This window comes from Aeromonas sp. s10, assembly GCF_040907975.1.
GTDB lineage: Bacteria > Pseudomonadota > Gammaproteobacteria > Enterobacterales > Aeromonadaceae > Aeromonas > Aeromonas caviae.
On sequence record NZ_JBFOCV010000035.1, the window covers coordinates 39,503 to 65,125 of the forward strand.

Annotated in this window: 29 protein-coding genes, 1 other RNA gene and 1 riboswitch; of the genes, 27 read left to right on the forward strand and 3 right to left on the reverse strand. The window is 62.7% G+C overall.

Translation table 11 applies throughout. The annotated features are described in order from the left end of the window. Window positions 1-101 precede the first annotated feature (101 nt). The 16 genes from rsmI (at window position 102) to lfiJ (ending at window position 15,226) form a co-directional block, all read left to right on the forward strand. Window positions 102-935 carry a 16S rRNA (cytidine(1402)-2'-O)-methyltransferase gene (gene rsmI, locus AB5Y59_RS11505; RefSeq protein WP_201888087.1) on the forward strand — a complete coding sequence of 278 codons (834 nt, stop codon included), beginning with the start codon at window positions 102-104 and terminating at the stop codon, window positions 933-935. Window positions 936-997: 62 nt separating this feature from the next. After that, window positions 998-1,384, forward strand: an RNA gene (rnpB, locus tag AB5Y59_RS11510) — RNase P RNA component class A. A 219-nt stretch (window positions 1,385-1,603) separates the two neighbouring features. Then, a complete protein-coding gene (gene lfiM / locus AB5Y59_RS11515; RefSeq protein ID WP_180344885.1) occupies window positions 1,604-2,479 on the forward strand; it encodes a lateral flagellar motor switch protein LfiM in 876 nt (291 codons plus the stop codon). Window positions 2,480-2,486: 7 nt separating this feature from the next. Then, window positions 2,487-2,864, forward strand: a complete 378-nt coding sequence (gene lfiN / locus AB5Y59_RS11520) for a lateral flagellar motor switch protein LfiN (protein WP_041211834.1) — start codon at window positions 2,487-2,489, stop codon at window positions 2,862-2,864. Further along, window positions 2,864-3,598 (forward strand): flagellar type III secretion system pore protein FliP, encoded by a 735-nt coding sequence (gene fliP / locus AB5Y59_RS11525; protein WP_041211833.1) that lies wholly within the window; start codon window positions 2,864-2,866, stop codon window positions 3,596-3,598. Before lfiN ends, fliP begins: the two co-directional genes overlap by 1 nt. A 1-nt stretch (window position 3,599) precedes the next feature. Next, window positions 3,600-3,869, forward strand: coding sequence for a flagellar biosynthesis protein FliQ (gene fliQ, locus AB5Y59_RS11530; protein WP_041211832.1), 270 nt, complete (start codon window positions 3,600-3,602; stop codon window positions 3,867-3,869). After that, window positions 3,866-4,648: a lateral flagellar biosynthetic protein LfiR gene (gene lfiR, locus AB5Y59_RS11535; RefSeq protein WP_104452187.1), complete on the forward strand. Its 783-nt coding sequence runs from the start codon at window positions 3,866-3,868 to the stop codon at window positions 4,646-4,648. The genes fliQ and lfiR overlap by 4 nt, the downstream gene beginning before the upstream one ends. Next, on the forward strand, window positions 4,645-5,781 hold the full coding sequence (gene flhB, locus AB5Y59_RS11540; RefSeq protein WP_041214022.1) for a flagellar biosynthesis protein FlhB: 1,137 nt from the start codon (window positions 4,645-4,647) through the stop codon (window positions 5,779-5,781). Before lfiR ends, flhB begins: the two co-directional genes overlap by 4 nt. A 3-nt stretch (window positions 5,782-5,784) precedes the next feature. Further along, window positions 5,785-7,860: a lateral flagellar biosynthesis protein LfhA gene (lfhA, locus tag AB5Y59_RS11545; protein ID WP_139737877.1), complete on the forward strand. Its 2,076-nt coding sequence runs from the start codon at window positions 5,785-5,787 to the stop codon at window positions 7,858-7,860. A 193-nt stretch (window positions 7,861-8,053) separates the two neighbouring features. Continuing rightward, window positions 8,054-8,141, forward strand: a riboswitch (cyclic di-GMP riboswitch). 251 nt (window positions 8,142-8,392) lie between these two features. Further along, window positions 8,393-9,655: a lateral flagellar response regulator transcription factor LafK gene (lafK, locus tag AB5Y59_RS11550; RefSeq protein WP_286700740.1), complete on the forward strand. Its 1,263-nt coding sequence runs from the start codon at window positions 8,393-8,395 to the stop codon at window positions 9,653-9,655. Between the two features lie 11 nt (window positions 9,656-9,666). Further along, entirely contained in the window at window positions 9,667-9,993 is a 327-nt protein-coding gene (gene lfiE, locus AB5Y59_RS11555; RefSeq protein WP_128271445.1) for a lateral flagellar hook-basal body complex protein LfiE, read from the forward strand. A gap of 8 nt (window positions 9,994-10,001) precedes the next feature. Then, entirely contained in the window at window positions 10,002-11,756 is a 1,755-nt protein-coding gene (gene fliFL, locus AB5Y59_RS11560) for a lateral flagellar M-ring protein FliFL (protein WP_128312869.1), read from the forward strand. Then, on the forward strand, window positions 11,743-12,771 hold the full coding sequence (fliGL, locus tag AB5Y59_RS11565; protein WP_041211827.1) for a lateral flagellar motor switch protein FliGL: 1,029 nt from the start codon (window positions 11,743-11,745) through the stop codon (window positions 12,769-12,771). Before fliFL ends, fliGL begins: the two co-directional genes overlap by 14 nt. 12 nt (window positions 12,772-12,783) lie before the next feature. Further along, a complete protein-coding gene (gene lfiH / locus AB5Y59_RS11570) occupies window positions 12,784-13,476 on the forward strand; it encodes a lateral flagellar assembly protein FliH (protein ID WP_041211826.1) in 693 nt (230 codons plus the stop codon). Further along, the gene (gene lfiI, locus AB5Y59_RS11575; RefSeq protein ID WP_041214019.1) at window positions 13,469-14,800 is read left to right on the forward strand and encodes a lateral flagellar FliI-like assembly ATPase LfiI; all 1,332 of its coding nucleotides are present in this window, start codon (window positions 13,469-13,471) and stop codon (window positions 14,798-14,800) included. Before lfiH ends, lfiI begins: the two co-directional genes overlap by 8 nt. A 9-nt stretch (window positions 14,801-14,809) precedes the next feature. After that, the gene (lfiJ, locus tag AB5Y59_RS11580; RefSeq protein WP_201890386.1) at window positions 14,810-15,226 is read left to right on the forward strand and encodes a lateral flagellar protein LfiJ; all 417 of its coding nucleotides are present in this window, start codon (window positions 14,810-14,812) and stop codon (window positions 15,224-15,226) included. Between the two features lie 4 nt (window positions 15,227-15,230). On the opposite strand, the gene flgN is transcribed toward lfiJ, so the two are convergent. From flgN to lfgA, 3 genes are all read right to left on the reverse strand, one after another. After that, complete coding sequence (gene flgN, locus AB5Y59_RS11585; RefSeq protein ID WP_042015073.1) at window positions 15,231-15,674, reverse strand: flagellar protein FlgN; 444 nt, start codon at window positions 15,672-15,674, stop codon at window positions 15,231-15,233. Further along, a complete protein-coding gene (gene flgM / locus AB5Y59_RS11590) occupies window positions 15,671-15,943 on the reverse strand; it encodes a flagellar biosynthesis anti-sigma factor FlgM (protein ID WP_041211822.1) in 273 nt (90 codons plus the stop codon). The genes flgN and flgM overlap by 4 nt, the downstream gene beginning before the upstream one ends. Window positions 15,944-16,022: 79 nt before the next feature. After that, on the reverse strand, window positions 16,023-16,814 hold the full coding sequence (gene lfgA / locus AB5Y59_RS11595; RefSeq protein WP_368212008.1) for a lateral flagellar basal body P-ring formation protein LfgA: 792 nt from the start codon (window positions 16,812-16,814) through the stop codon (window positions 16,023-16,025). 61 nt (window positions 16,815-16,875) lie between these two features. On the opposite strand from lfgA, the gene lfgB reads away from it, so the two are divergent. The 11 genes from lfgB (at window position 16,876) to lfgL (ending at window position 25,616) form a co-directional block, all read left to right on the forward strand. Further along, a complete protein-coding gene (lfgB, locus tag AB5Y59_RS11600) occupies window positions 16,876-17,265 on the forward strand; it encodes a lateral flagellar basal body rod protein LfgB (RefSeq protein WP_041211820.1) in 390 nt (129 codons plus the stop codon). Window positions 17,266-17,267: 2 nt separating this feature from the next. Next, window positions 17,268-17,693: a lateral flagellar basal body rod protein FlgCL gene (gene flgCL, locus AB5Y59_RS11605; protein WP_041211819.1), complete on the forward strand. Its 426-nt coding sequence runs from the start codon at window positions 17,268-17,270 to the stop codon at window positions 17,691-17,693. Continuing rightward, the gene (locus tag AB5Y59_RS11610) at window positions 17,694-18,377 is read left to right on the forward strand and encodes a flagellar hook assembly protein FlgD (RefSeq protein ID WP_042015076.1); all 684 of its coding nucleotides are present in this window, start codon (window positions 17,694-17,696) and stop codon (window positions 18,375-18,377) included. A 17-nt stretch (window positions 18,378-18,394) separates the two neighbouring features. Beyond that, a complete protein-coding gene (flgEL, locus tag AB5Y59_RS11615) occupies window positions 18,395-19,588 on the forward strand; it encodes a lateral flagellar hook protein FlgEL (RefSeq protein WP_041211817.1) in 1,194 nt (397 codons plus the stop codon). 10 nt (window positions 19,589-19,598) lie between these two features. Then, the gene (gene lfgF / locus AB5Y59_RS11620; protein ID WP_041214015.1) at window positions 19,599-20,333 is read left to right on the forward strand and encodes a lateral flagellar basal-body rod protein LfgF; all 735 of its coding nucleotides are present in this window, start codon (window positions 19,599-19,601) and stop codon (window positions 20,331-20,333) included. Between the two features lie 75 nt (window positions 20,334-20,408). Further along, window positions 20,409-21,194, forward strand: a complete 786-nt coding sequence (gene lfgG, locus AB5Y59_RS11625) for a lateral flagellar basal-body rod protein LfgG (protein WP_041211815.1) — start codon at window positions 20,409-20,411, stop codon at window positions 21,192-21,194. Continuing rightward, on the forward strand, window positions 21,194-21,865 hold the full coding sequence (gene flgH, locus AB5Y59_RS11630) for a flagellar basal body L-ring protein FlgH (RefSeq protein WP_041211814.1): 672 nt from the start codon (window positions 21,194-21,196) through the stop codon (window positions 21,863-21,865). The genes lfgG and flgH overlap by 1 nt, the downstream gene beginning before the upstream one ends. A gap of 8 nt (window positions 21,866-21,873) precedes the next feature. After that, complete coding sequence (fgIL, locus tag AB5Y59_RS11635) at window positions 21,874-22,980, forward strand: lateral flagellar basal body P-ring FlgIL (protein ID WP_041214014.1); 1,107 nt, start codon at window positions 21,874-21,876, stop codon at window positions 22,978-22,980. 8 nt (window positions 22,981-22,988) lie between these two features. Beyond that, complete coding sequence (locus AB5Y59_RS11640; RefSeq protein WP_041211812.1) at window positions 22,989-23,387, forward strand: rod-binding protein; 399 nt, start codon at window positions 22,989-22,991, stop codon at window positions 23,385-23,387. Further along, the gene (lfgK, locus tag AB5Y59_RS11645; RefSeq protein ID WP_041211811.1) at window positions 23,387-24,706 is read left to right on the forward strand and encodes a lateral flagellar hook-associated protein LfgK; all 1,320 of its coding nucleotides are present in this window, start codon (window positions 23,387-23,389) and stop codon (window positions 24,704-24,706) included. Before AB5Y59_RS11640 ends, lfgK begins: the two co-directional genes overlap by 1 nt. A 10-nt stretch (window positions 24,707-24,716) precedes the next feature. Then, window positions 24,717-25,616, forward strand: coding sequence for a lateral flagellar hook-associated protein LfgL (lfgL, locus tag AB5Y59_RS11650; RefSeq protein ID WP_041214013.1), 900 nt, complete (start codon window positions 24,717-24,719; stop codon window positions 25,614-25,616). Window positions 25,617-25,623 lie beyond the last annotated feature (7 nt).

Consider the following 25,623-nt stretch of genomic DNA (forward strand, 5'->3'; position numbering starts at 1 on the left):
TTATAACCCGGTTCAAGTTCATTCCCCGACCAGTGTTGAAATTCTCCATAGTGTAAACGGGCCAATATGGCGACACAATTGTCGGGACACTCGGAGCTCCCATGAGTGACATCCCAACCCTGTATATAGTCCCCACTCCGATCGGCAATCTGGCCGACATCACCCAGCGAGCACTGGACGTGCTGCGCAGCGTCGATCTGGTGGCCGCCGAGGATACCCGGCATACCGGGATCCTGCTCAACCACTACCAGATCTCGGTACCGACCTTTGCCCTGCACGATCACAACGAGCAGCAAAAAGCGGATGTGCTGATCGCCCGCATCAAGGAGGGCAAGAGCGTGGCCCTGGTCTCCGATGCGGGGACGCCGCTCATCAGCGACCCCGGTTATCACCTGGTCACCCGTTGTCGCGAAGCCGGGGTCAAGGTGGTGCCGCTGCCCGGTCCCTGCGCTGCCATCACGGCGCTGTCCGCCGCCGGGCTGCCCACCGACCGCTTCGCCTTCGAGGGTTTCCTGCCGGCCAAGGCCAAGGGGCGGGATGATCGCCTGCAAGCCGTCATCGAAGACACCCGCTCTCTGGTGTTCTACGAATCGCCGCGCCGGGTGCAGGAGACGGTGGAAGCCATTGCTCGCATCCTTGGCGAGCGCCAGGTGGTGGTGTGCCGCGAGCTGACCAAGACCTTCGAGTCCATCCACGGTCTGCCCGCCTCCGAGATGCTGGCCTGGCTCGGAGAGGACGATAACCGTTGCCGCGGGGAGATAGTGCTGGTGGTCGCCGGTGCCAGCAAGGTGGATGACGAGTTGCCTGCGGAGGCGATCCGCACCCTGGGCCTGCTGGTCGGCGAGCTGCCCCTCAAGAAGGCTGCGGCCCTCACCGCCGAGATCCACGGGGTGAAGAAGAACGCCCTCTACAAATACGGTCTCGAGCACTATTAATTGCCGTAAACCGGAATTGACGGTTTACCCCGTCTGTCTCGCGAGGCTATAATCCGCGCCTCGGAGTTGGCTGGGCAATCGCTGCTTCGTCGTTGTGTCCCTCGGGACAGACGGGCGGAGGGGAGGAAAGTCCGGGCTTCACAGGGCAGGGTGCCAGGTAACGCCTGGGGGGCGCGAGCCTACGACCAGTGCAACAGAGAGCAGACCGCCGATGGCCCGCAAGGGATCAGGTAAGGGTGAAAGGGTGCGGTAAGAGCGCACCGCGCGACTGGCAACAGTTCGTGGCACGGTAAACTCCACCCGAAGCAAGACCAAATAGGCCCCTATTGGCGCGGCCCGCGTTGGGGGCGGGTAGGTTGCTTGAGCCAGCGAGCGATTGCTGGCCTAGAGGAATGATTGCTACCCGGGGCAACCCGGTACAGAACCCGGCTTACAGGCCGACTCCGACCTCTTTCTGGTAAGTGATTACCTCGAAATCCCGGCACCTTTTGGTGCCGGGATTTTTATTTTCGGCTGGTCACGCGGTCGCGTGGCGCCTTTTGGGGTTTTGTAATAAAGTTCTCGCCCCTTTCGGTCGCTCTGTGTCGTCTGGGCTATCGGTATCGATCATGGAGCCGGCATGTCTCCATGCAGCAGGACGAGATGAAAATGGCAAAGGTGGATTTGTAATGTCATCAAGCGGCGTAATGCACACCCCTTCCCGGTTGATCTGTGCCGAGCGGGGCAGAGCCCTGCCTCAATATGACTTGCTGGGGGTCGAGAGGGCCAACCAGGCCCGTCTCAGGCAACTCAACACCCAACTGAGCGTCTTTTCCCAGCAGGCGTCGGGCTGCATGGCCCAGTTGTTCAATGCGGCGGAATGCGATCTGGGTTACCAGGACTTTTCTTCTGCGTTGCCGCAAGAGGAGGATGATCATCAGGTCTGGGTCGAAGCCCGTACTCCTCTGGATGCCCAGCGTGTCGCCTTTTTCTCCATCTCTCCTGCGGTCATCTATCGGCTTGCCGTGCTGTTTTTCGGCGGCACTCTGCAACACAAGGGGGCCACGGCACCCCATGGCAGGGGATTGACCGACACTGAACAGCGACTGCTGCTGCGGCTGTGCCAGTATCAGGTGGAAATCTGGTCGACCTGTCAGGGGCAGGGAGACCTCTCCTGGCAGCTGAATCTGATCTCCCGGGAGGCCCTGCCCGCAGGCCCGCTCTGGAAGGCGCAGGCCAGTATGCTGGCCGGTGGCAGCCAGCACGATTGGCAGTTCTGGCTGGCGCCCCCCGAAGAGGCGCCCGGTATCGCTGAAGGTCAGCGTGTGCAGGTGGCGCAACTGGAAGAGGCGCTGATCCAGGTGCCGGTGCGGCTGCGGGTAGTCATGGGGCAGATGTCCATGACGCTGGCGGATCTCGAATGCCTCAAGGTGGGAGATGTGCTCTCGCTGGATTTACCCGAGGTGGTGCCGGCCCTGATCGGCCAGCGCCCCTGTTTCAATGGACGCATTGCCGAACATAAAGGCAGCCTGGTGTACCAGGTCGCAACAGTGGTAGAGGAGTAGTCGAATCGTGAACGAGCACAACATGAATGACCCGCTGGATCTGGATGGCCTGGATCAGCTGTTTGGGGACGACATCAGCATGCCGAGTGCGGCCGACTACATGGCGCCGACCAGCAGTACCAAGCAGCGGGATCTCTCCTTCTTTCACCACATTCCGGTCAAGGTGACGCTGGAAGTGGCCAGCACCGAGGTGGCGCTGGGCGAGCTGATGAAGGTGGAAGAGGGGGCCGTCATCGAGCTGGACAAGCTGGCGGGCGAGCCGCTGGATGTCCGCGTCAACGGGCGCCTGCTGGCCAGGGGCGAGGTGGTGGTGGTCAACGGCAAATACGGGCTGCGGCTGGTGGACGTCGTGGACACCAAATTGCTGGGCGGCATGAACGACTGATGCGTTATCTGCTGGTTGCCCTGCTCCTGCTGGCGTTGCCGAGCTGGGGCGCGGACATGACGCTGTTCTCGGTATCGCCGAGCGAAGCAGGGGGAGAGGACTACAGCGTCAAGCTGCAGATCCTCTTCTTCATGACCCTGCTGGGTCTGCTGCCGACCCTGCTGCTGATGATGACCAGTTTTACCCGGATCATCATAGTGCTGGCCATCCTGCGTCAGGCCCTGGGATTGCAGCAGAGCCCACCCAACCGGGTGCTGATCGGCATCAGCCTGATCCTGACCCTGGTGATCATGAGGCCGGTCTGGACCGAGATGTACCAGAACGCCTTCGTGCCATACGACCAGAACGAGATCACCCTGACGGAGGGGCTGGCCCGCGCCGAAAAACCGCTGCGCCAATTCATGCTGGCCCAGACCCGGGAGCCGGATCTCGAGCAGATGCTGCGCATCTCCGGAGAGCCGACCACCCTCGCCAAGAGCGAGGTGCCGTTCGGCGTGCTGTTGCCGGCCTTCGTGCTGAGCGAGCTGAACACCGCCTTCCAGATAGGTTTCATGCTGTTCATCCCCTTTCTGGTCATCGATCTGGTGGTCGCCAGCGTGTTGATGGCCATGGGGATGATGATGCTCTCCCCTCTCATCATCTCGCTGCCATTCAAGTTGATGGTCTTCGTGCTGGTGGATGGCTGGTCCATGACGGTCGGTACCCTGGCGGCCAGTTTCGGCGGGGGAGGCTGACGTGACCCCCGAGCAGAGTGTGGCCCTGGTGGGCGGGGCCGTGAACCTGGTGGTCATCATGGTCTCGGTGCTGATCGTGCCCGGTCTCATCGTCGGGCTGGTGGTCAGCATCTTCCAGGCGGCGACCCAGATCCAGGAACAGACACTGAGCTTCCTGCCCCGTTTCATCGTGACCCTGCTGACCCTCATCTTCACGGGAAACTGGCTGCTGTCGCAGATCACCACCCTGTTCGCCGACCTGTTCCAGAAGATCCCCGGGCTTATCGGATGAACTCCCTGCTGTCGTTCAGTGCGGCCGAGCTGACCGCCTGGCTGGGACAGTGGTGGTGGCCCTTCATTCGCATTGCGGCCGCCTTCTGGGTGATGCCGGTATTCGGCGACGGCCGGGTGCCTGCACAGGTTCGCATCCTGCTGGCCTTCGTCATCAGTCTGCTGATCGCCCCCATGATGAAAGGCATGCCGGCGCTGGATCCCCTCAGTGCCGGCATGATGGTGCTGACCCTGGAGCAGTTGCTGTTCGGTCTGCTGTTCGGGCTCTGCATACAGATGCTGTTCATGGTGATGACCATGGCGGGGCAGATCCTCTCCATGCAGATGGGGTTGGGGATGGCGGTGATGAACGATCCTTCCAACGGAGACACGGCGCCCATCGTCAGCCAGATCATGCTGGTCTTCTGCTCCCTGTTGTTCCTCGGTCTGAACGGCCATCTGGTGACTTTGGATGTCCTGGTGCAGAGCCTGCGCACCTGGCCGCCGGGAACCTCGCTCTACGTCCTCGATCTGAAGGGGGTCATCGGCCTGTTTGGCTGGAGCATCGGAGCTGCCCTCATCCTGACCCTGCCTGCCGTGGTGGCCATGCTGATGGTGAACCTCACCTTCGGGGTGCTCAATCGCACGGCCCCTTCCCTGAACATCTTCTCTCTGGGCTTCCCCATGACGTTGCTGCTGGGGCTGCTCACCATGGCCATCTCCATCAGCGGCGTCCCGGCCCGCTACCTGGATCTGGTCGGTTATGTGCTGACCCAGCTCAGGGCATTGACGCCGACATGAGCCAGCACAGCGCCCAGGACAAAACCGAAGAGGCCTCCTCCCAGAAACGGCGCAAGGCGCGGGAAGAGGGCCAGATTGCACGCTCCAGGGAGTTGAGCTCGGCCGGCCTGCTGCTCGTCGGCGGTCTGGTCATGCAGTGGATGGTGCCGAGTTTCGGGCTCTTCTTTGCCGAGCTGATGAAGCAGCCCCAGCGTTTCAACTGGCAGGGGGCACGGGATCCCCAGATGATGATCCAGTGGACCGCGGACGCCCTGATCGGGATGCTGTGGGTGCTGCTGCCTCTGTTTGGCGTGCTGGCCCTGCTGCTGGTGCTGCTCAGTAGCGTGCCTGGCGGCATGGTGCTGGTCTGGAAGAAGCTGATGCCAAGCGGGGAGAAGCTCAATCCGCTCAAGGGGCTCAAGCGGATGTTCTCCACTCACAGCCTGATGGAACTCCTGAAATCCCTGCTCAAGGTGCTGCTGATCGGCGGCACCCTGGCCATGATGCTCCAGCACCAGTGGCCCACCCTGATGATGATGAACCGCATGCCTCCCCAGGCGGCCATGGAGCAGGCGCTGCGGATCCTCTCCCAGGCATTCATCTTGCTAGGCAGTGTGCAGATGCTCATCGCGGTGCTGGATGTGCCCTACCAGCGCTGGTCCTTGAACAAGCAGTTGAAGATGACCAAGCAGGAGGTCAAGGACGAGCACAAGAACAGCGAGGGGCGTCCGGAGATCAAGGCGAGGATCCGCCAGGTGCAGGGGATGCTGGCCAGGGCCCGCATCGAACAGCGTGTGCCCCAGGCCGATGTCATCATAGTGAACCCGACCCATTATGCGGTGGCCATCAAGTACGATCCCGAGCGGGCCAACGCCCCCTATGTGATTGCCAAGGGGGTGGACGGCATGGCGGAGCGGATCCGCGAGGTGGCCAAAGCCCATGACAAGCGGGTGATGAGCCTGCCCGAGCTGACCCGGGCCATCTACTACTCCACCCGGGTGGATCAGGAAGTGCCGGCGGGTCTGTACACCGCGGTCGCCTATGTATTGAACCATGTATTGCAGCTACGGGCCTATGAGGCTGGCAAGGGCAGGAAACCCAATCCCCTTGCCCCCCTGCACGTACCGCCCGAATTACGTCAACCTGAGAGGTAAGTTGTGAACTGGCGTGTCTTTACCCAATCCTATACAGCCATCCCCATGATGCTGCTGGCCATCCTGGCGATGATGATACTGCCTCTGCCAGGCTGGCTGCTGGATGCCCTGTTCACCTTCAACATCGTGCTGGCGGTGCTGGTGCTGCTGGTCTCCGTCTCGGCCCGCCGGCCCCTCGACTTCTCCGTCTTCCCGACCGTGCTGCTGGTGGCGACCCTGATGCGGCTCTCCCTCAACGTCGCCTCCACCCGGGTGGTGCTGCTGCACGGCCATGAGGGCAACGAAGCGGCCGGCAAGGTGATCCAGGCCTTCGGCGAAGTGGTCATCGGTGGCAACTACGTGGTGGGTCTGGTGGTCTTCGTCATTCTGATGATCATCAACTTCGTGGTGATCACCAAGGGGGGCGAGCGGATCTCGGAAGTGTCCGCCCGCTTCACCCTGGACGCCATGCCGGGCAAGCAGATGGCCATCGACGCCGACCTCAATGCAGGGACCCTGGATCAGCACCAGGCCCGGGCAAGACGGGAGGAGATCGCCAGGGAAGCAGACTTCTACGGGGCCATGGACGGGGCCTCCAAGTTCGTACGTGGTGATGCCATCGCCGGTCTGCTGGTGCTCATCATCAACCTGGTAGGGGGCCTGGCCATCGGCATCTTCCAGCACTCGCTGCCGGTTTCCGATGCCTTCCGCATCTATGCCCTGCTCACCATAGGTGACGGTCTGGTCGCCCAGATCCCCTCCCTGCTGATGTCCACGGCGGCAGCCATCATCGTCACCCGCGTGAGTGACGAAGGGGAGATGTCGGATCAGGTTGGCCAGCAGATCCTGGCCTCTCCTCGGGTGATCTACACGGCGGCTACCGTCATGCTGATCCTGGGGCTGGTTCCCGGCATGCCCATGCTGGCCTTCCTCAGCTTTGCGGCCGTGCTGGCCTGGACCGGCTGGAGCGTCAGCAAGCGCCGGGTGCAGGATCCCGCGCTGGATGCGGCCGAGGCGCTGACGCGCCAGATGGTGCAGCCGGAGCCCCAGGGACTGGAGTGGCAGGACCTGCCCCCGGTGGATGCGGTCGCCATCGAACTGGGTTATCGCCTGGTACCGCTGGCGGAGGCGGACAAGGGGGCCGAGCTGCTGGCCCGGGTGCGCGGTATTCGCAAGACACTCTCCGAGCAGTACGGCTTCCTGCTGCCCGAGATCCGGGTGAGGGACAACCTGCAATTGCAGCCGGACCAGTACCGCATCAAGCTCTCCGGCATCCCTTTGGCCTCGGGCAATGTGGATTGCCAGCGGTTGATGGCCATCAGCAGCGGTGAAACCTATGGCGCCCTGGATGGCGAGCTGACACAGGATCCTGCCTATGGCATGAGTGCGGTCTGGATTTCGCCGGACAACAAGGCCAAGGCCCTCAATCTGGGCTACTCGGTGGTGGATTCCGCCACCGTCATCGCGACTCACGCCAGCAAGCTGCTCAGGGACCAGCTCGACGGCCTGTTTGGTCATGACGAGGTGGGCAAGCTGGGTCAGCATCTGGCGGCCCAGTCCCCCCGTCTTGCGGAAGAGCTCAATCTGGCCCTGACCCAGATGCAGCAGCTGCGGGTCTTCCGCCAGTTGCTCAAGGAGCAGATCAGCCTCACCGACATCCGCACCATCGCCACCACCTTGCTGGATGCGAGCGAGCTGACCAAGGATCCCGTCCTGTTGGCGTCCGATGTGCGCTGCGCACTGAAGCGCCAGATCGTCAGACAGGCGATAGGGTCCCGCGACGTGCTGGCGGCCTTCACCCTGGATGACCGGCTGGAGCAGACCCTGCTGACGGCCATGAGCCAGTCACAGCAGCAGGGCAAGATCCAGCTGGACAGCTTCCCGGTGGATCCCCAGTTGCTGGCGCAGTTGCAGCAGAACATGCCGCTGGTGAAGGAGCAACTGCAGCAACAGGGATATGCGCCCGTGCTGGTGGTGATGCCCCAGCTCAGACCGCTGATAGCCCGTTATGCCCGTTCCTTCTCGAAAGGCCTCAAGGTGCTCTCCTATAACGAGATACCGGAAGATTTGCGAGTCGAAGTCATCGGGACTCTGGGCTGAAGTGGAATTGCCTTGGCGTCACAGGGACAGGAAGCGCCTATTCCGCATATCTGCTTGAATTGTCATATAAAGCCGCTATCATGTGACGACTTTTGACGCGATACATACTGACAGCAAAGAAAAAATAGAAATAGTCGGATGTATCACATGGCTTCAGGGACAACGTAGCCATGCCATCCAAATACGGGTCGTCGCATGATAAAGGCAAACTGAACTGAAAAGTCAGGACGCAAAGCCTCCGGTCTAACAGCATTGATGCTAATGATAGCGGGGTTACCAAGGCCATGATTTCCCGCCTTGTTTTTATACCGATACAGACCATTCACTCAATAACGGGTGCGGTCTCTATTTGTGTGTCTTTATTTTTCACGCATCAGTTCTGTTGATTGATTCATGTGCAATCACAGGTTCGGGATATATGTTTTCTGATTTATCTAGCAAGGAAAATTCAATACCGACCGGTATTGAAACGCATGCTCATTTATTATTAGTTTCCGCTTCGTTATCAAATGGAAACGATGTTGATCGTATATTGCTCAGTGCCGGTTATCGTGTTTCCTGTGTCGATTCCGTGTCGCTGGCCAAGCAATTTCTCTCGAACAATGCGGTCGATCTCATTCTGCTCGACATGGCGGTCATGACCGAGGCCGGGCCCGCCATGGTGCAGACGCTGGCAGGGACCGACTGCGTCATTCTGGTCAACGAGCATCAGGCCTACCTGGCGGCGGAAGCCATGCGGGCCGGCGCCATCGACTACATCATCAAGCCCTTCAGCCAGCGCCAGATCCTCGATGTGGTGAGAGGGGCCCTGCGCCTGCGCCAGGCCATTCCCAATCTGATCGCCACGTCTCCCCAGAGCCTGCAGGTGTTGCAGCTTGCCCGGCGGGCAGCCAAGACATCGGCCACCATCCTCATCGGTGGCGAATCCGGGACAGGCAAGGAGCGACTGGCTCGCTACATCCACGAGATGTCCAGCCGGGCCGGCAAGCCTTTCGTGGCCATCAACTGTGCGGCCATCCCGGAAGCCATGCTCGAATCCATCCTGTTCGGACACAGCAAGGGGGCCTTCACCGGGGCAACCGCCAACCAGCAGGGAAAATTCGAGCTGGCCCAGGGCGGTACTCTGCTACTCGACGAGATCTCCGAACTGCCGCTGGCGCTGCAGGCCAAGTTGCTGCGGGTGTTGCAGGAGAAAGAGGTGGAACGCCTCGGCAGTCATCAGGTGATCGCGCTGGATGTGCGGATCATCGCCGCCAGCAACCGGGACCTGAGGGAGCTGGTGCTGCAGGGCGCGTTTCGCGAGGACCTTTTCTACCGGCTCGACGTGCTTCCCATGAGCTGGCCGGCACTGCGGGAGAGACGGGATGACATCCTGCCTCTGGCGGAATACTTCATCGAACGCTACGCCGCACAGCAGGGGTATCGCCTCGGCGAGAGTGCCCGTCAGCAACTGCTCTCCTATGACTGGCCTGGCAATGTGCGTGAACTGGACAACGTGATTCAGCGAGCGCTAATTATGGCTCGCGGCTTGCATATTCAGGCCGTCGATCTGATGTTGCCCCATTACGCCGCCGAAGCCGACACCCCGCAACCGCAGGCGCTTGCGGCCCCCGAGGGGCTCAGCGAGACCAAGCGGCATGCTGAATTTCAATTCGTCCTTGAGACGTTGCGCCGTTTCCGTGGTCACCGGACACGCACGGCCGAAGCCCTCGGAATGACGACCCGGGCACTTAGATACAAGCTGGCTGCCATGCGCGAGCAGGGCATCGATGTCGAGCAGCAGATACAAAACTAAGGGATAACCGAGTGAAGATTGAGATCATGTCATCACAGGTGACGCTCCTGCAGCAGATGCAGGAAATGCAGCGAGTCGCCAGTCAAGCCCCTTCCATCGAACCGAACGAGGCGTCAGGCGTCTCGTTCAGCGACGCCATGCGCGACGTCGTCGGCCGCGTCAACGAGCAGCAGAACATCGCCTCCCGATTGATGACCGCCGTCGATGCGGGTCAGAGCGACGATCTGGTGGGGGCCATGGTGGCCAGCCAGAAGGCCGGTCTCAGTTTTTCCGCCCTGATGCAGGTGCGCAACAAACTGATGACGGGCTTTGATGACATCATGCGCATGCCGCTCTGAGGTTGATCATGACTGAACTGGTATCCTCCGCACCTGGGGCGTCGGGCTCCCTGCTGGCCCGGGTGCAGGACGGGGTGCGCAACTGGCGTACCCTGTCTCGCGACAACAAATCCATTCTGACCATCGCGCTGCTGGCCGCCGTGGTTGCCGCCACCATAGTGGTCATCCTCTGGACCTCCAGCAAGAATTACGTGCCCCTCTACGGCAAGCAGGAGCTTTACGACACCGCCAACATCATGGAGATGCTGGAGAAGGAGCAGGTACCCTTCCGGCTGGAGAAAAGCTCCGGCCAGATCCTGGTACCTGAAAGCCAGTTGGCCCACATCCGCATGGCGCTGGCCGCGCGGGGCGTGAGGGCGGCCATGCCGTCCGGCCTGGAGGGGCTCGACAATGTCACCGGCCTTGGCACCAGCGAGTTCATGGAAGGGGCGCGCTACCGCCATGCCCTGGAAGGGGAGCTGGCCAGAACCATCATCTCCCTGGATGCAGTGCGCAGTGCCCGGGTACATCTGGCCATTCCGAAGCGGACCCTGTTCGTGGGGCGCGACGAGGAAAAACCCAGCGCGTCCGTGATGCTGGATCTGCAACCGGGCCAGACCATGGAGCCGGGCCAGGTCGAGGCGATTGCCAACCTGGTGGCGGGCAGTATCTCCGGCATGAAGCCCGGGGCCGTCACCGTGGTGGATCAAAGCGGCCAGCTGCTGAGTGCCGAGCTCGGCGACAAGGCCGGTTTCGGCAAGCAGAGCGTCCAGCAGATGGAATATGTGCGCAAGCTGGAGCAGTACATTCGCCAGCGTGCCAGCGACATGCTCTCCCCCATGCTGGGCACGGGCAACTTCCGGGTGCAGATCGCCGCGGACGTCAATTTCAATGCGGTGGAAGAGACCCAGCAACAGCTCGATCCCAATGCCGTGGTGACCAGGGAGTCCAACAAATCGGACAAGACCATTGATGCCCTGGCCCTCGGTATCCCCGGTGCGCTCTCCAATCGACCGCCCGAAACCGCTCCCAAGACCGATCAGGCCGCCACCGAGGGGAATGCTGCCCAGGAGCCTGCCAAGAACGATACCCGCACCGAGCGGCAGGAAGTCAGCAGGCAGTATGAAAGCAGCCGCACCATAGTGCATACCCGCTATCAGCAGGGACGACTGGAGAAAATGAATGTCTCCATCCTGCTCAATCAGCAGAGCGCTCCCAAGGAGGGGTGGAGCCCGGAACAGCTCGAGCAGATCCGCCAGATGGTGGAGCGTTCGGTGGGCTTTGACGGCTCCCGTGGCGACCAGATCAGCCTGCAGGTCTTCGATTTCACCGGTGCGGTGCCGGTGGAGCCGCCAGCGTCGAGCTGGCTGGAAACCCCTTACTGGCAAGACTCCCTGCGTTACCTGGTGGGTGGTTTGCTGGGGCTGACCCTGGTGTTCTTCGGCATCCGTCCTCTGGTGAAGCACCTGGTGCGTACCCAGCAATATCCCGACACTGATGCCGCACAGGAGCCGGACGAGGAGCAGGAGCCAACCATGGGCCTCTCCATGCGCCGGGAAGGGGATGGGGAACTGGAAGAGTCTGCGACGGGCAAGAGCCTGTCCCAGTCTCAGTCCGAGTTCCGGCTCGAGCCCCAGTTCTCCTCCCTGGATCTGGAGGCGCTGCCCGAACCGGGTTCCGAGCTGGAAGTCCAGCTCAAGCACCTGCAACTGCTGGTAGACAAGGACACGGCCCGGGTGGCGGAAGTGGTCAGACAATGGGTGAGTGGCAATGAGCAACGTTAATCTGAATCAGAACGCGGTCGACATCGACATCGACAATCTGGAAAAAGCCGCGATCCTGCTGCTGAGCATGGGCACCGAGGCGGCGGCCAAGGTGATGCAGAAGTTGTCCCGCGACGAAGTGCAGCGCCTCATCTCCAAGATGGCCAGCCTCTCCGGCGTGAGTTCGATAGAAGCCAAGTGGACCCTGCAGCAGTTCTTCAACCAGTATCGCGAGCAGAGCGGCATCGGCAGCGCCTCCCGGGAATATCTGGAACAGACCCTGGATCTGGCGCTGGGCCAGCGGCTTTCCCGCAGCCTGCTCGACAGCCTCTATGGCGATGCGATGAGCCAGGACATCCAGCGCCTGCAATGGGTGCCGGCGGATGTGCTGGCCCGCTTCTTCCGCAATGAGCATCCCCAGATGCAGGCTGTCTTGCTCGCCTTCCTGCCCCCCCAGACCGCCTCTGCCGTGCTCGATGCCCTGCCGGGGTCGGTGCACGACGATCTGCTGGTGCGGGTCGCGAGCCTCAGCTCGGTCAGCGAACACGTGCTTGGTGAGCTGCGGCTCACCCTGGATCGCTGCCTCGCCTATGTGGCCGATCAGTCCGGCGCCAAGGTCAACGGGGTGCGCCAGGTGGCCGATATCCTCAATCGCTATCAGGGAAACAAGGAGCAGATGCTCACTCTGCTGCGGGAGCACGATGGTGAGCTGGCCCTCGAAATCGAGAAGAACATGTTCGACTTCATGGCCCTGCGTCGCCAGAGCGACGATACCCTGCAACGTCTGGTGCAGGAGCTGCCGGCGGATCTGCTGGCCCTGGCCCTGAAGAACACCGATGCCGGTTTCCGCAAGGTGGTGCTTGGCGCCATGCCCAAACGGATGGCACAGGCACTGGAGGCCCAGATCCAGGATCAGGGCAGCGTCTCCCTGCGCAAGGTGGAGCAGGCCCGGGAAGAGGCCATGAAGCTGGTGCGCGAGCTGGTGGAGCAGGGCGAGATCGAGTTCCAGCTGTTCGAAGAGCCCACCGTCAGTTAACAGGAGACAGGCATGAGTCAGCATGTGCGCAAACTGGCGGCAGGTGCCACCCGTCTCTACCGCTTCCCGGCGCTGGGCCAGAGCGGGGAAGAGGCCAGAAGCCAGCAGGAAGAGTTCGAATACGGCTACCAGCAGGGGCTGGAGCAGGGACAGGCGGAAGGGTATCAGGCCGGTTACCAGCAGGGGCTGGCCAGTGGCCTGTTCGAGGGGGAGGCCAAGGGGCTGCAACAGGGACAGGTGCGCGGTCTGGCCCAGGGGCTGGCCGAGGGACGTGCCGCCTTCGATGAGGCCATGGTGCCCTTTGCAACGTTGCAGCAGCAGTGGGAATCCCTGACCCGGGCCCGGATGCTGGAACAGAAGGCCCTGGTCGCCCAGCTGGTGGCCCAGGTGGCCAAGCGCGTGATCCAGGCCGAGTTCACCCTCAATCCCCAGCAGGTGCTCCAGCAGGTGGAGCAGGCCATGGCCAGTCTGCCGAGCGAGTCGGAAGAGCTGGTGATCTACCTCAACGAAGGAGATCGGCAGCGCCTGGCCGAGCAGGGGGTGACCCGCTGCGAGAAGTGGCCGTTGCAGGTGGACCCGGCACTGGCCGTGGGGGACGCCCGCATCGAGACACGGGCCGCGGTGGTCGAGATCAACACGGGGGAGCGCCTCGGCCGCTGCATAGAACAACTCAACCAGACCCTGGAACTCTCTTCGGATGCATGATGCGCTGCAACAGGCGCTGACCTGTGCCCTCGATAGCCTGGAGGAGGTGCCCGGCTATCGTCGTTATGGCAGGTTGGTGCGCGTGACCGGCCTGACTCTGGAAGTCGTGGGGTGCCAGCTCATCATGGGGCAGCGCTGCGAGGTGGAGACCGCCACCGGCGCCGCCCTGCTGGCGGAAGTGGTCGGCTTCAACCGGGACATTTCCTACCTGATGCCGCTCCAGCCCATGAGCGGTCTCTATGCCGGCGCCCGGGTGCTGCCCGTCGACGGAGAGGAGACCATCCGGGTCGGCGAGCATCTGCTTGGCCGGGTCGTGGATGGCCTGCTGCAACCGCTGGACGGCCGTCCCCTGAAAGAGGAAGGGGAACGGGTTCCCCTGTTTTCCTCCCCTCCCAATCCCCTGTTGCGCACCCCGGTGCGCGAGCCGCTCGACGTGGGCATCCGGGCCATCAATGGCCTGCTGACGGTGGGCAAGGGTCAGCGTCTGGGACTGTTTGCCGGTTCCGGTGTGGGCAAGAGCATGCTGCTCGGCATGATGACCCGCAATACCAGCGCCCGCATCGTGGTGGTGGGGCTCATCGGCGAGCGTGGCCGGGAGGTGCGGGAGTTCATCGAACACAGCCTGGGCAGCGAGGGGCTTGCCCGCGCCGTGGTGATCGCGGCACCGGCGGATCAATCCCCCCTGATGCGGCTGCGCGCCGCCCAGCTGTGCCACCGCATCGCCGAATATTTCCGCGAACAGGGTCAGGATGTGTTGCTGCTGATGGACTCCCTGACCCGCTACGCCCAGGCCCAGCGGGAAATCGCGCTGGCCATCGGCGAACCCCCTGCGACCCGCGGCTATCCGCCCTCGGTGTTCAGCCTGCTCACCCAGCTGGTGGAGCGGGCGGGCAACGGCACGCACCCCGAGGGCAGCCTGAGCGCCTTCTATACCGTGCTGGCGGAAGGGGATGACCAGCAGGATCCCGTGGTGGATTCCGCCAGGGCCATTCTCGATGGTCACATCGTGCTGACCCGCCGCCTGGCGGAGGAGGGGCACTATCCCGCCATCGACATCGGTGCCTCGGTGAGCCGGGTGATGCCTCAGGTGGTCTCTCCCGAATGGCAGGGGCTGGCGGTGAATCTGCGCCAGCTCTGGGGCCGTTACCAGCAGGTGCGTGAGTTGCTGCCCCTGGGGGGTTATCAGCCCGGGGCGGATCCCCAGATGGACGAGGCGGTCCAGCGCTATCCTGCCATCGCCAGCTTCCTGCAGCAGGGCATTCAGGAAGAGACGCCCATCACCCAGGTGCTGGGCGGTCTCAAGCATGTGCTCGGCAGGGCGTAAGGAGGCGTCGTGCTGAAATCCTATCTCGGTCTGCAGCAGGATGCCCTGGAGGCCATGGGCAAGGAGCGGCAGCGTCTGCGCGAGGTGGCGATGAAGGAGGAGAACCGAGCCCTCAGGCTGCAGGAGGTCATCGAGACGATGCATCCGGGCTCGTCGAGCTTTCATCCCCTGCTGTGGCAGAACAAGCAGCAGATGCAGGGGCAGCTTCGCCACCTGCTGACCCACCAGTTGCAGCAGTGTGCGCTTGCCAGCCAGGATTTGGCTCATCACGAGGGGCAGCTCGTCAGGCAGTTCGGTCGGGTCAAGGGGCTGGAGCTGTTGCTGGACAAGCGGGCCCTGGCGGCCCGTCAGCGTCAGGAGTCAGGTGAGCAGCGACAGCTCGACGAACTCGCCGCACTGGGTCATCGTGCCCGGCAGGGAACGTAAAGGGTCAGTCGGGGAAGTGCTCCTGCCTGCCATAGGATGACTCCTGGCCCAGCAGGGTGTGGATGGTCTCTATCTGGCCTGCCAGCAGGCGGCCGTTCTGCTCGTTCTGGCGGCGGCATTGTAGCAGCAACTGCTCCAGCCGCTGCCACTGCTCGTCCACTTGCTGGCGTAGCGGGGAGGGGAGCTTGCCGATGAGGATGGCCATGCCCCGTTCGTCAGGCTTGAGCCCCAATGCCTGGAGATGTTCGCAGCGCAGCCTGACCTGGTGCTGGATCTCGCCCATGAGCCGGGTCTGTTGCCGGTTGTGTTCCGTCAGCCCGGCCACGTCGTGGCTTGCCAGCAGACGGTACTGATTGAGCAGCAACTGCAGCAGGTCGGCGTAGCGGCCACAATCCTGCCGGATGCCGATGATCAACTGCTGGATCCGTTGTTTGGGAGGCAGACTCATCGGCGATGCATGTCCAGGATGGCCTGGCTCAGGGCATCCATGTCCAGTTCGAGCCGACCCTCGCTGATGGCCTGGCGGATCTGGTTGACCTTCTCCATGTCCACATCAGAGGTGGAGGCCAGCTCGACCCTCGCCTGATTGATGGTTTGGGCGGTGGCGCTGATCCTGGCTTCCCCCTGGCTGGCCTGGGGCTGAGGTGCCGGTGTGGCTCCCGCCTTGCGCTGAGACTGGGGTTGAACGTAGACAGGGTCGGTGCGTGTGATTTTCATAACGTGAATTCCTGGTGGTCTCTCTTGTGACAGGCGACCCTGAGGTGGCCGAACTTGAATCAAACTCGCCATTTCTGCGCTAAAAGCGGGTTTCGACTTCCCCCTTGTCAACCACCCAGGCCTGGATCTCTTTGCCGGAGCCGAGATTCCTGACCCTCACCCCTTCACCGATGGCGCCGTTTGACAAGGCCGTTCCACGGGTCGTGGCGGAAAAGCCCGGTTGCCCGGCCCGGATCAGCACCCCTTCCCCTGCCCGGACGGCCCAGGCCTGTTGCAGATCGAGTTCACCGACCAGTTGCCCCATCCTCAGATGGCGAAGGCTCTTGCTGCCTGCCAGGGGCTGCGAGCTGTGGGTGAAGCCCCGCTGCAACCGGCTGGCATCGAGGGATTTCTCCAGCAGATCCTCCGGGGCGATGACATGTCCCTTGGGGATGTCCCGTGCCGCCACCCAGACCGGCAACATCAGGGTGACCTCCACCCGGGCCCGCAATTGCCAGGCGGGCTCGGTACATTCCACCAGATAGGGGCGCCGCCCCCAGGGCTGGCGATACTGCCCGCCAGCCTGGAAGCGAACCGCCTGACGACATGCCGGCAGGTGGGCCACGGCGGGGGAGAGCCAGACCTGATAGTCGGCCCGGGTCTCTGGCCAGCCTTGCTGGCGCTGATACTCCCCCAGTGCCGTTTCGGCATCCGCCCTCAGACCGTCGGTCAACTGCTGCGACAGCGACGAAGGGGCCGCCCACGAAGGGAGTGCCAGGAGCAGCAGGGCAAAGAGACCTGCTCGCTTCCCTATGGGAAACAATGCTTCCCCTTTTGTCACTCTTGTCAGACTGGGGGGATGGCCTGACCAGCGGAAACAACGGTTTTTCATGATTGGCATGAGTCTTGATAAAGGATGCACCGGTCTGACTGGTTCACAAGAAGGATGAAGCATGAGTATCTCATTTGACAGTGCGCTTGGCGTACACCCCTATGCCCTCGATGTGCGGGCAGACAGGGCTCGTATTCTGGCAGGGAACTTGGCCAATGTGGATACCCCGGGCTATCTGGCACGGGATGTGGATTACAAGGCCATCCTCGGCCGGGTCGCCCGGCAGGTGGAGGCAGGAGAGCCGGGCAGCACCATCAGCGAGGGCACCATGGGCAATGACATGCAACATCCCCTCTACCGCATACCCTATCAGGTCTCCATGGATGGCAACACCGCAGAGCTCAGCGTGGAGCAGAGCAAGTTTGCCAGCAATGCCACTGACTTCCAGACCAGTCTCACCTTCCTGAATATGAAAATCACCGGGATCGCCAAGGCGATCGAGGGCCGTTAATCATGTCGTTCAATCGCATCTATGACATCGCCGGCAGCGCCATGCGGGCGCAGACCGTCCGCCTTGACACCGTGGCTTCCAACCTCGCCAACGTCGACAGCGCCGCCGGCAGCGAAGAGGCCGCCTTCCGCGCCATCAAGCCCGTCTTCTCCACCCTCTATCAGCGGGTGCAGGAGGCCGAGGGGCTGGGGGCCGCCCAGGTGCAGATCGCCGGTATCGTCCAGTCTGACCGCCAGGTGGAGAAACGTCTGGAGCCGACCAATCCCCTGGCCGACGGGGATGGCTTCGTTTACTACTCCAACGTCAACGCGGTGGAAGAGATGGCGGACATGATGAGCGCCTCCCGGGGATTCGAGACCTCGGTCGAGGTGATCAACCGCATCAACAGCATGCAGCAAGGGCTGCTGCGTCTTGGTCAGGGGGTGTAAATGAGCCTGCCTCAAGTCAGCAGCCTGGATACCGCCCGCAGTGCCAGCCAGCGCGCCGCCACCCCTGAGATCGCCGCCAACGGTACTTCCGAGGGGCAGGGGGTCCAGCTTCGCAACGAATTCCTCCAGATGATGGTGGCCCAGATCCAGAACCAGGATCCCACCAACCCCCTGGATGGTGCCCAGTACGTTACCCAGCTGGCCCAGTTCAGCATGGTGGAAGGGGTCGAGAGCCTGAAAGTGCTGCAGCAGAAGTCCATCAACATGATGGACACCCAGCAGGTGCTCCAGAGCACGGATCTCATCGACAAGGAAGTGATGGTGCCGAGCCAGACCCTTGGCCAGGAGCAGGAGAAGGCGATCCGCGGTCAGGTGGAGCTGGGCGGCGCGGCCGACACGGTCGAGCTCAAGGTCTATGACAAGCACGGCACCCTGGTCGCCACCAAGAACTGGGGCGAGAGCAAGGCGGGGGCACTGGATTACGAATTGCCGGTACTGCCCGCTGGCGAATACAGCTTCGAGGTGAAGGCTTCCCTGGGGGGAGTCGCCACCACCACCCGCAATTATGTAGCCAGCCAGGTGGAGCGTGTCAGCTTGCCGGGCACGGGCGAGATCATGCTGCAAGTGGCAGGCGTGGGGGAGGTTCCCCTGTTCAGCGCCGTCCAGTTTGGCAAGTCGGCGTAACCAGATAGGAGCGAAACATGTCTTTTAATATCGGACTGAGTGGCCTGCGCGCCGTCAACCAGGAATTGAGCGTCATCAGCAACAACGTGGCCAACGCCAGCACCGCCGGTTTCAAGTCCAGCCGTGCCGAGTTTGCCGCCATCTACGGTGGCGGCCAGGCCGGCGGCGTGGAGATGAGCAACGTCTCCCAGAACTTCGATCGCAACGGGGATGTGACCCGTACCGGGCGGGGCCTGGATCTGGCCATCTCCGGCAACGGCTTCTTCGTGCTCAAGGATGACAACGGTCAGACCTCCTATACCCGGGCCGGCCTGTTTCAGCGTGATGCCAGCAACTACCTGATCACCGCCAGCGGCAACCGTCTGCAGGGTTATGTGACCAATGATGCGGGTGAGCTGCAATCCGGCGTGGTGGGTGACATTCAGGTCAAGGCGGGCAGCCTGGCGGCCAAGCCGTCTGACACCCTGGAGTTCGTGGCGAACCTCAAGGCGGACGCCAGTGTCATCGACCAGGGGCTGCACCCCTTCGATCCCGCCAAGGCGGACAGCTTCAGCTACTCCCAGTCCAGCAAGGTGTATGACTCTCTCGGGGTCGAGCACACCGTCACCCAGTATTTCGTAAAGACCGGCGAGAACACCTGGCAGGTCAACTATGCCTTCAACGGGACCCAGACAGGTGCGCCGGTGACCATGGAGTTCAACACCAACGGCACCCTGAAGTCGCCGACCACGGCCCCCGTGCTGAACCTGGCCCCCGCCGGTGCCGAGCCCATCACCCTCACCGCCGATCTGGCCCGGGTCAGCCAGTACGCCTCCGATTTCAACGCCACGCGCAACCAGTCCAACGGCTATACCGCCGGGGATCTGACCGGGGTCAGGGTGGATGCGGACGGTGGCGTCTACGCCACCTTCACCAACGGCCAGAGCCTGCTCCAGGGTCAGGTGGTGATGGCGAACTTCGCCAATCCCCAGGGCCTGCTGCAAGCCAACAACACCACCTGGCAGCAGTCGTTCAGCTCGGGCCAGCCCGTGCTGGGGGCACCGGGCAGCGGGACCCTGGGCGGCCTGACGGCGGGAGCCTACGAGGCATCCAACGTCGACTTGACCGGGGAACTGGTCAGCCTGATGACCTCCCAGCGCAACTACCAGGCCAACGCCAAGACCATCAGCTCGGCGGACAAGATGACCCAGGTCCTGTTCAACTCCTTCTAAGGCGTGATCCGTGGAAAAGCTTATCTATACCGCCATGTCGGGGGCGCAACACACCCTCATGGCCCAGCAGATCCGGGCCAACAACCTGGCCAACGTGAATACCGCCGGTTTTCGTGCCGACTTCGAGCGGGCGTCCGCCTATGCCCTGACCGGCGATGGCTACCAGAGCCGGGTCATGGCCAGGGAAGAGCAGGCGGGAACCGACTTTCGGGCGGGCGCTCTGATGCAGACCGGCCGCAAGCTGGACGTGGCGATCCGCGGCGACGGTTTTCTCACCGTGCAGACCGCAGACGGCAAGGAGGCCTACACCCGCGCCGGCAACCTGGAGGTGGACGGGGAGGGGTTGCTGACCCTCAACGGCCGTCCCGTGCTCGGGGATGGCGGCGAGATGGTGCTGCCCGCCTATCGGGATCTGAGCTTTGGCAAGGATGGCTCCCTCAGCATCACCCCGCCGGGGGGCGGTGCCCGTCTGGACGTGGGCCGGCTCAAGCTGGTGAACCCGGATCCGGCCGAGCTGGTCAAGGGGGCTGACGGCCTGTTCCGCCAGCGCCAGGGCGGGGATGCGGAGATCAGCGAGCAGGTGGTGCTGGCGTCCGGTTTCCTCGAGGGGGCCAACGTGAACGCGGTGGACGAGCTGATCGGCAGCATGTCCCTGACCCGCAATTTCGAGTTGCAGGTCAAGTTGATGAAGACGGCGGACGAGCAGGCCAGGCAGGGTGCCAGGCTGATCTCTGGCCAGGGCTGACGGTCGGCCATGGCGGCCGGGAATGAATACTGACGGGATGCACCCCGTTCGAACGAATCAGGTGGAGAAACGAAGATGCATGCAGCGCTTTGGGTGAGCAAGACGGGTCTGTCGGCACAGGATGCCAAGATGGCCAGCATTTCCAACAACCTGGCCAACGTCAACACGGTCGGTTTCAAGCGCGATCGGGTGGCGTTCGAGGATCTGTTCTATCAGGTTCAGCGCCAGCCCGGTGCCCAGCAGGATCAGCAGAACCTGTCCCCCATCGGCATCCAGATGGGTAACGGTGTGCGGGTGGTCGGCACCCAGAAGGTATTCACGCCAGGGCAGTTCCAGAACACCAACCAGGAGCTGGACATGGCGGTGGTGGGGGCCGGCTTCTTCAGCGTCGAGCGCCCGGATGGCGAGACGGCCTATACCCGCAACGGTCAATGGCACCGCAATGCGGAAGGGCTGCTGGTCAATGCCGACGGCCTGCCCATGCTGCCGCAGATCCAGATCCCGGACAACGCCACCAAGATCGCCATCGGCACCGACGGCACCGTGAGCGCCACCCTGCCGGGACAGCAGGAGAACGTGGAGCTGGGGCGCATCACCCTGACCAACTTCTCCAACCCGGCCGGTCTGGAAGCCCTGGGGGGCAACCTCTACCGGGCGACCGGTGCCTCCGGTGAAGCCATCGAAGGGGTCCCGGGTGAAGAGGCCATGGGGGCCATCAAGCAGTTCACCCTGGAGAGTTCCAACGTGAACGTGGTGGAAGAGATGGTGGACATGATCACCACCCAGCGCGCCTACGAGATGAATGCCAAGGTGGTCTCCTCCGCCGATCAGATGCTCAAGTTCGTGACCCAGGCGCTGTGATGATGAGGCCGGTGTGGTATTGCGTCGTGCTCGCCCTGCTGCTGGGGGGCTGCTCCACCTATGAGTTGCAGGCCCCCGAGCCCGGTGACGAGAAGTGGGCCCCTTCCCGCTCCGAGCTGACGAAAGCCGGGGTGGGGGAGGATGGCAGCCTCTACCGTAACGACTACATGATGACCCTGTTCCAGGATCGCCGTGCCTACCGGGTCGGCGACATCCTGACCGTCATGCTGGAGGAGCGCACCCAGTCCAGCAAGAAGGCCAACACCAGCATGAACAAGAACAGCAATTTGAGCGTGCCTGTGCCTTCCATCGGTGGTGTTTCCCGACCGGACTGGAGCGCCTCTATCAAGGCGGATCGCGACTTCGACGGCGGGGCGACCTCCAGCCAGCAGAATACTCTGGCGGGGGCCATCACGGTCACCGTGGCTGAAGTGATGCCCAACGGGGTGCTGGGGATCCGGGGGGAGAAGTGGATCCGCCTCAACCAGGGGGATGAGTACATCCGTCTGGGGGGCATGGTGCGGGTCGAGGACATCGACCAGAGCAACCGCATCTCGTCCCAGCGCATCGCCGATGCCCGCATTACCTATGCCGGTCGCGGCGCCCTGGCCGACAGCAACCAGATGGGCTGGCTGTCGCGCTTCTTCAGTTCCGCCTTCTCCCCCTTGTGAGGATTTCGATGAACAGATGGTATATCGCCCTGCTCTGCCTGGCGCTGTCGGGCGTGGCCGGCGCCGCTGCCCCCGCCAAACGGGCCCTGCTGGACATTGCCGACGTGCAGGGGATGAGAGCCAACCAGCTGGTGGGCTATGGCCTGGTGGTCGGCCTCTCTGGTACCGGGGATCGCAGCCAGGTCAAATTCACCGGCCAGTCCATGACCAACATGCTCAAGCAGTTCGGGGTACAGCTGCCCGATGACATCGATCCCAAGCTCAAGAACGTGGCTGCCGTCTCCGTGCAGGCGACGCTGCCTGCCCTCGCCGGCAAGGGTCAGCAGATGGACGTGACCGTGACCTCCATCGGCGATGCCAAGAGCCTGAGAGGCGGCTCGCTGCTGCTCACTCCCCTGCGCGGGATCGACGGTGAAGTCTATGCGGTCGCCCAGGGCAACCTGGTGGTGGCCGGAGTCAAGGCGGAGGGGCAATCCGGCTCCTCCGTGACCATCAACGTGCCGACGGCCGGCATCATCCCGAACGGCGCCATCATCGAGCGGGAGGTGGCCAGCAACTTCTCGGACAAGCCGGAAGTGACGCTCAACCTGCACCAGCCCAACTTCAAGACGGCCCGCAACGTGGAACGGGAGATCAACCGCCAGCTCGGCCCCGTGGCCAAGGCGGTCAGCGCCGGTCGCATCCAGATTGCGGCTCCCCGCGATGAGAGCCAGCGCATCTCCTTCATGGCCCTGTTGCAGGACATCCAGGTGGACATGGGCAAGGAGCGGCCGCGAGTCGTTTTCAACAGCCGTACCGGCACCGTGGTCATGGGGCAGGGGGTCAAGGTGCACAAGGCGGCGGTCAGCCATGGCAGCCTGACGGTGACCATAGGGGAGAGCCAGACGGTGAGCCAGCCCAACGCCTTCTCCAACGGGCGGACCACCACGACGCCCAACTCCCAGATCCAGGTTGACCGGGAGCGCAACAACATGTTTGTCTGGCCGGATGGCACCTCCCTGGAGGTGATCGTCAAGGCGGTGAATTCCCTGGGGGCGACCCCGGATGATGTCATGGCCATCCTGCAAGCCCTCGACGAGGCGGGAGCCCTCGAAGGCGAGCTGGTGGTCATCTAAGGATCTCTATGACCAGAATTACCTCGGAGCCTGGTTTCTATCAGGATCTCAATGAACTGCAGCAGATAAAGAGCAACCCGGATCAGCGCGCGGCCCTGGAGGCGGCGGCCGGCCAGTTCGAGGTGAGCTTCCTGCAGACGGTGCTCAAGCACATGCGTTCGGCGTCCGACGCCATGCAGGATGAAGAGGACAGGCTTATCAAGGGGGAGTCCCTCTACCGCGACATGTACGACAGCCAGCTCGCGATGAGCCTGGTCAAGCGCGGCGGCATGGGGCTCAAGGAGCAGATGGTCAATCAACTGGCCCCCACATTAAAGAATGCCGAGCCGGTGGTCGCTTCAGACTCCCAGACCCTGGCTGCCTTCAGTCAGCCTCTGAATTCGGCAAAAATGAGGAAAGTTGACTGATGTCGCTGCTCAGTATCGGTTTTAGCGGACTCAATGCATCGCAGATCGCATTGAACATCTCTGCCCAGAATATCGCCAACGTCAATACCATCGGGTACAGCCGCCAGGAGGCCATGATGGGCAGCCTGTCGGGCTTTGGCCGGATGGACAACGGCATGGGGGTCGAGGTGACCGGGGTTCGCAGGATCACCGATGACTATCTGGTCTCCCAGCACTGGCGCAGCCGCTCCGCGACCGGCTCCTCCTATGCTTTTCACCAGTACATCAATACGACGGAGCAGTTGCTCGGCAGCGAGTCGATGAACATCACCAAGGGGCTGGACAGCTTCTTCGCGTCCCTGAGCGCCGCTCTCGACAGCCCGGAAACACCGGCGCAGCGCAGCCAGATCGTCAGCTCGGCCGGTGCCCTGGCCAACCGCTTCGGCCAGTTGAACGAGAGCCTGCTGACCCAGGAGAAGCAGATCGACGATCAGCTGGGCAGCACCATTACCCAGGTGAACAGCTATCTCAAGCAGGTGGCGGAGCTCAACACCCAGATCGGCGAGCAGGCTTCCAAGGGGGTCAACACCTCGGCGCTGGAAGACAGCCGCGAGCAGATAGTGCGCGAGCTGTCGACCTTCATGGAGGTGCGGGTCAACCGTCAGAGCGACGGCTCCTTCTCCCTGAGCCTGCCCCAGGGCCAGCCCCTGGTGCTGGCCGGCAGCAGCAGCACCCTCTCTCTGGCCGGTGACACCCTGAGCCTGAGCTTCGGGCCGCAATCCTTCGAGGTCCCCAGACTTCAGGGCGGCACCCTGGCGGGCGTGCTGGAATATCGCACCACAGTGCTACGCCCCCTGCGCGACGAGCTGAACCAGATCGCGAAGAAGCTGGCGGATGACTTCAACGCCAAGCAGGCGGGTGGCGTCGATCTGAACGGCGATCCCGGCAAACCCCTGTTCAGCTACGACCCCCTCAATCCCTCCGGCACCCTCAAGGTGGCCGACGGCTTTACCGGGGATCACCTCGCCTTCGCCAAGGCGGGGGGCGGCAACGGCGACAACCGCAACCTGCAGGAGCTGCTGACCATCAAGGATGATCAGTACGATGCCTACAGCGCCCTGCTTGGCAAGATGGCGGTGCAGAGCGGTCAGGCCAAGGCGACCATGGAGGCCGATGCCAACATGGAGAAACAGCTCGCCACCAAGCTCAGCAGCGTGAGCGGCGTCAACCTCGATGAGGAAGGGGTCAAGGTGATGGCCTACACCAAGGCGTATCAGGCCAATGCCAAGGTGATCAGCACCTCGGATCAACTCTTCAATTCCATTCTCAACATGTTCTGACGGAGTCCGCATGCGCATCAGCACCAACCAGATCCAGCTCAGCATGCTCGACAACCTGCAGCGGGGCTTTGGCGACTACGCCCGGCTGGATCGCCAGATCTCCTCCAACAAGCGGATCCTGCAGCCTTCGGACGATCCCGTGGGCAGCGTGCAACTGCTCGGTCTGAAGAAAGAGCAGGTGGCCATGGCCCAGTACCAGAAGAACATCGCCAATGCCAAGAGCCAGCTATCCCAGGGGGAGCTGCAGTTCGAGACCATGACCAACATGCTGAGCCGGTTGCGGGAGCTGACCCAGACGGCAGCCAACGGTTCCCTCTCCGAGGACGATCGCCGGGCGGTGTCCAGCGAGGCAGCCATCATCAAGGAGGGACTGCTGGATCTCGCCAATGCCCGCAACGAGAACGGTTCAAGCCTGTTCAGCGGCAGCCAGGTGGACAAGACCCCCATCGTCCAGGGTCCGGGTGGCGGCTATCTCTATCAGGGGGATGCCCTGGTGCGGGAGGTGGAGATTGCCCGGGGGGTGACGGTGTCCCTCAACCAGACCGCAGACAGCCTGTTCATCCAGAACGGGGATTTCTTCAAGCAGCTGGACGACATGGTGGCGGCCTTCGATGCCGGCGCACCGGATGCGGCGGATCAGGCCAGAGCCATGCTGGATCGCAGCAAGACCCTGCAGGATGACATCAGCCAGATGGTGAGCACCATAGGGGCGCGCATCAATCTGCTGGACCAGGTGGACGAGGGTCATGCCGAGAAGAGCACCTATAGCAAGGAAGTGAGCAATCAGATAGAGTCCCTCGACTACGCGGGGGCCGTGACCCAGCAGGCGCATGTGCTGATGGCTCTGCAGGTGCAACAGCAGGCCTTCGCCAAGGTGAATGGCCTGAGTCTGTTCAACTACATGCCCTAAATCTGTC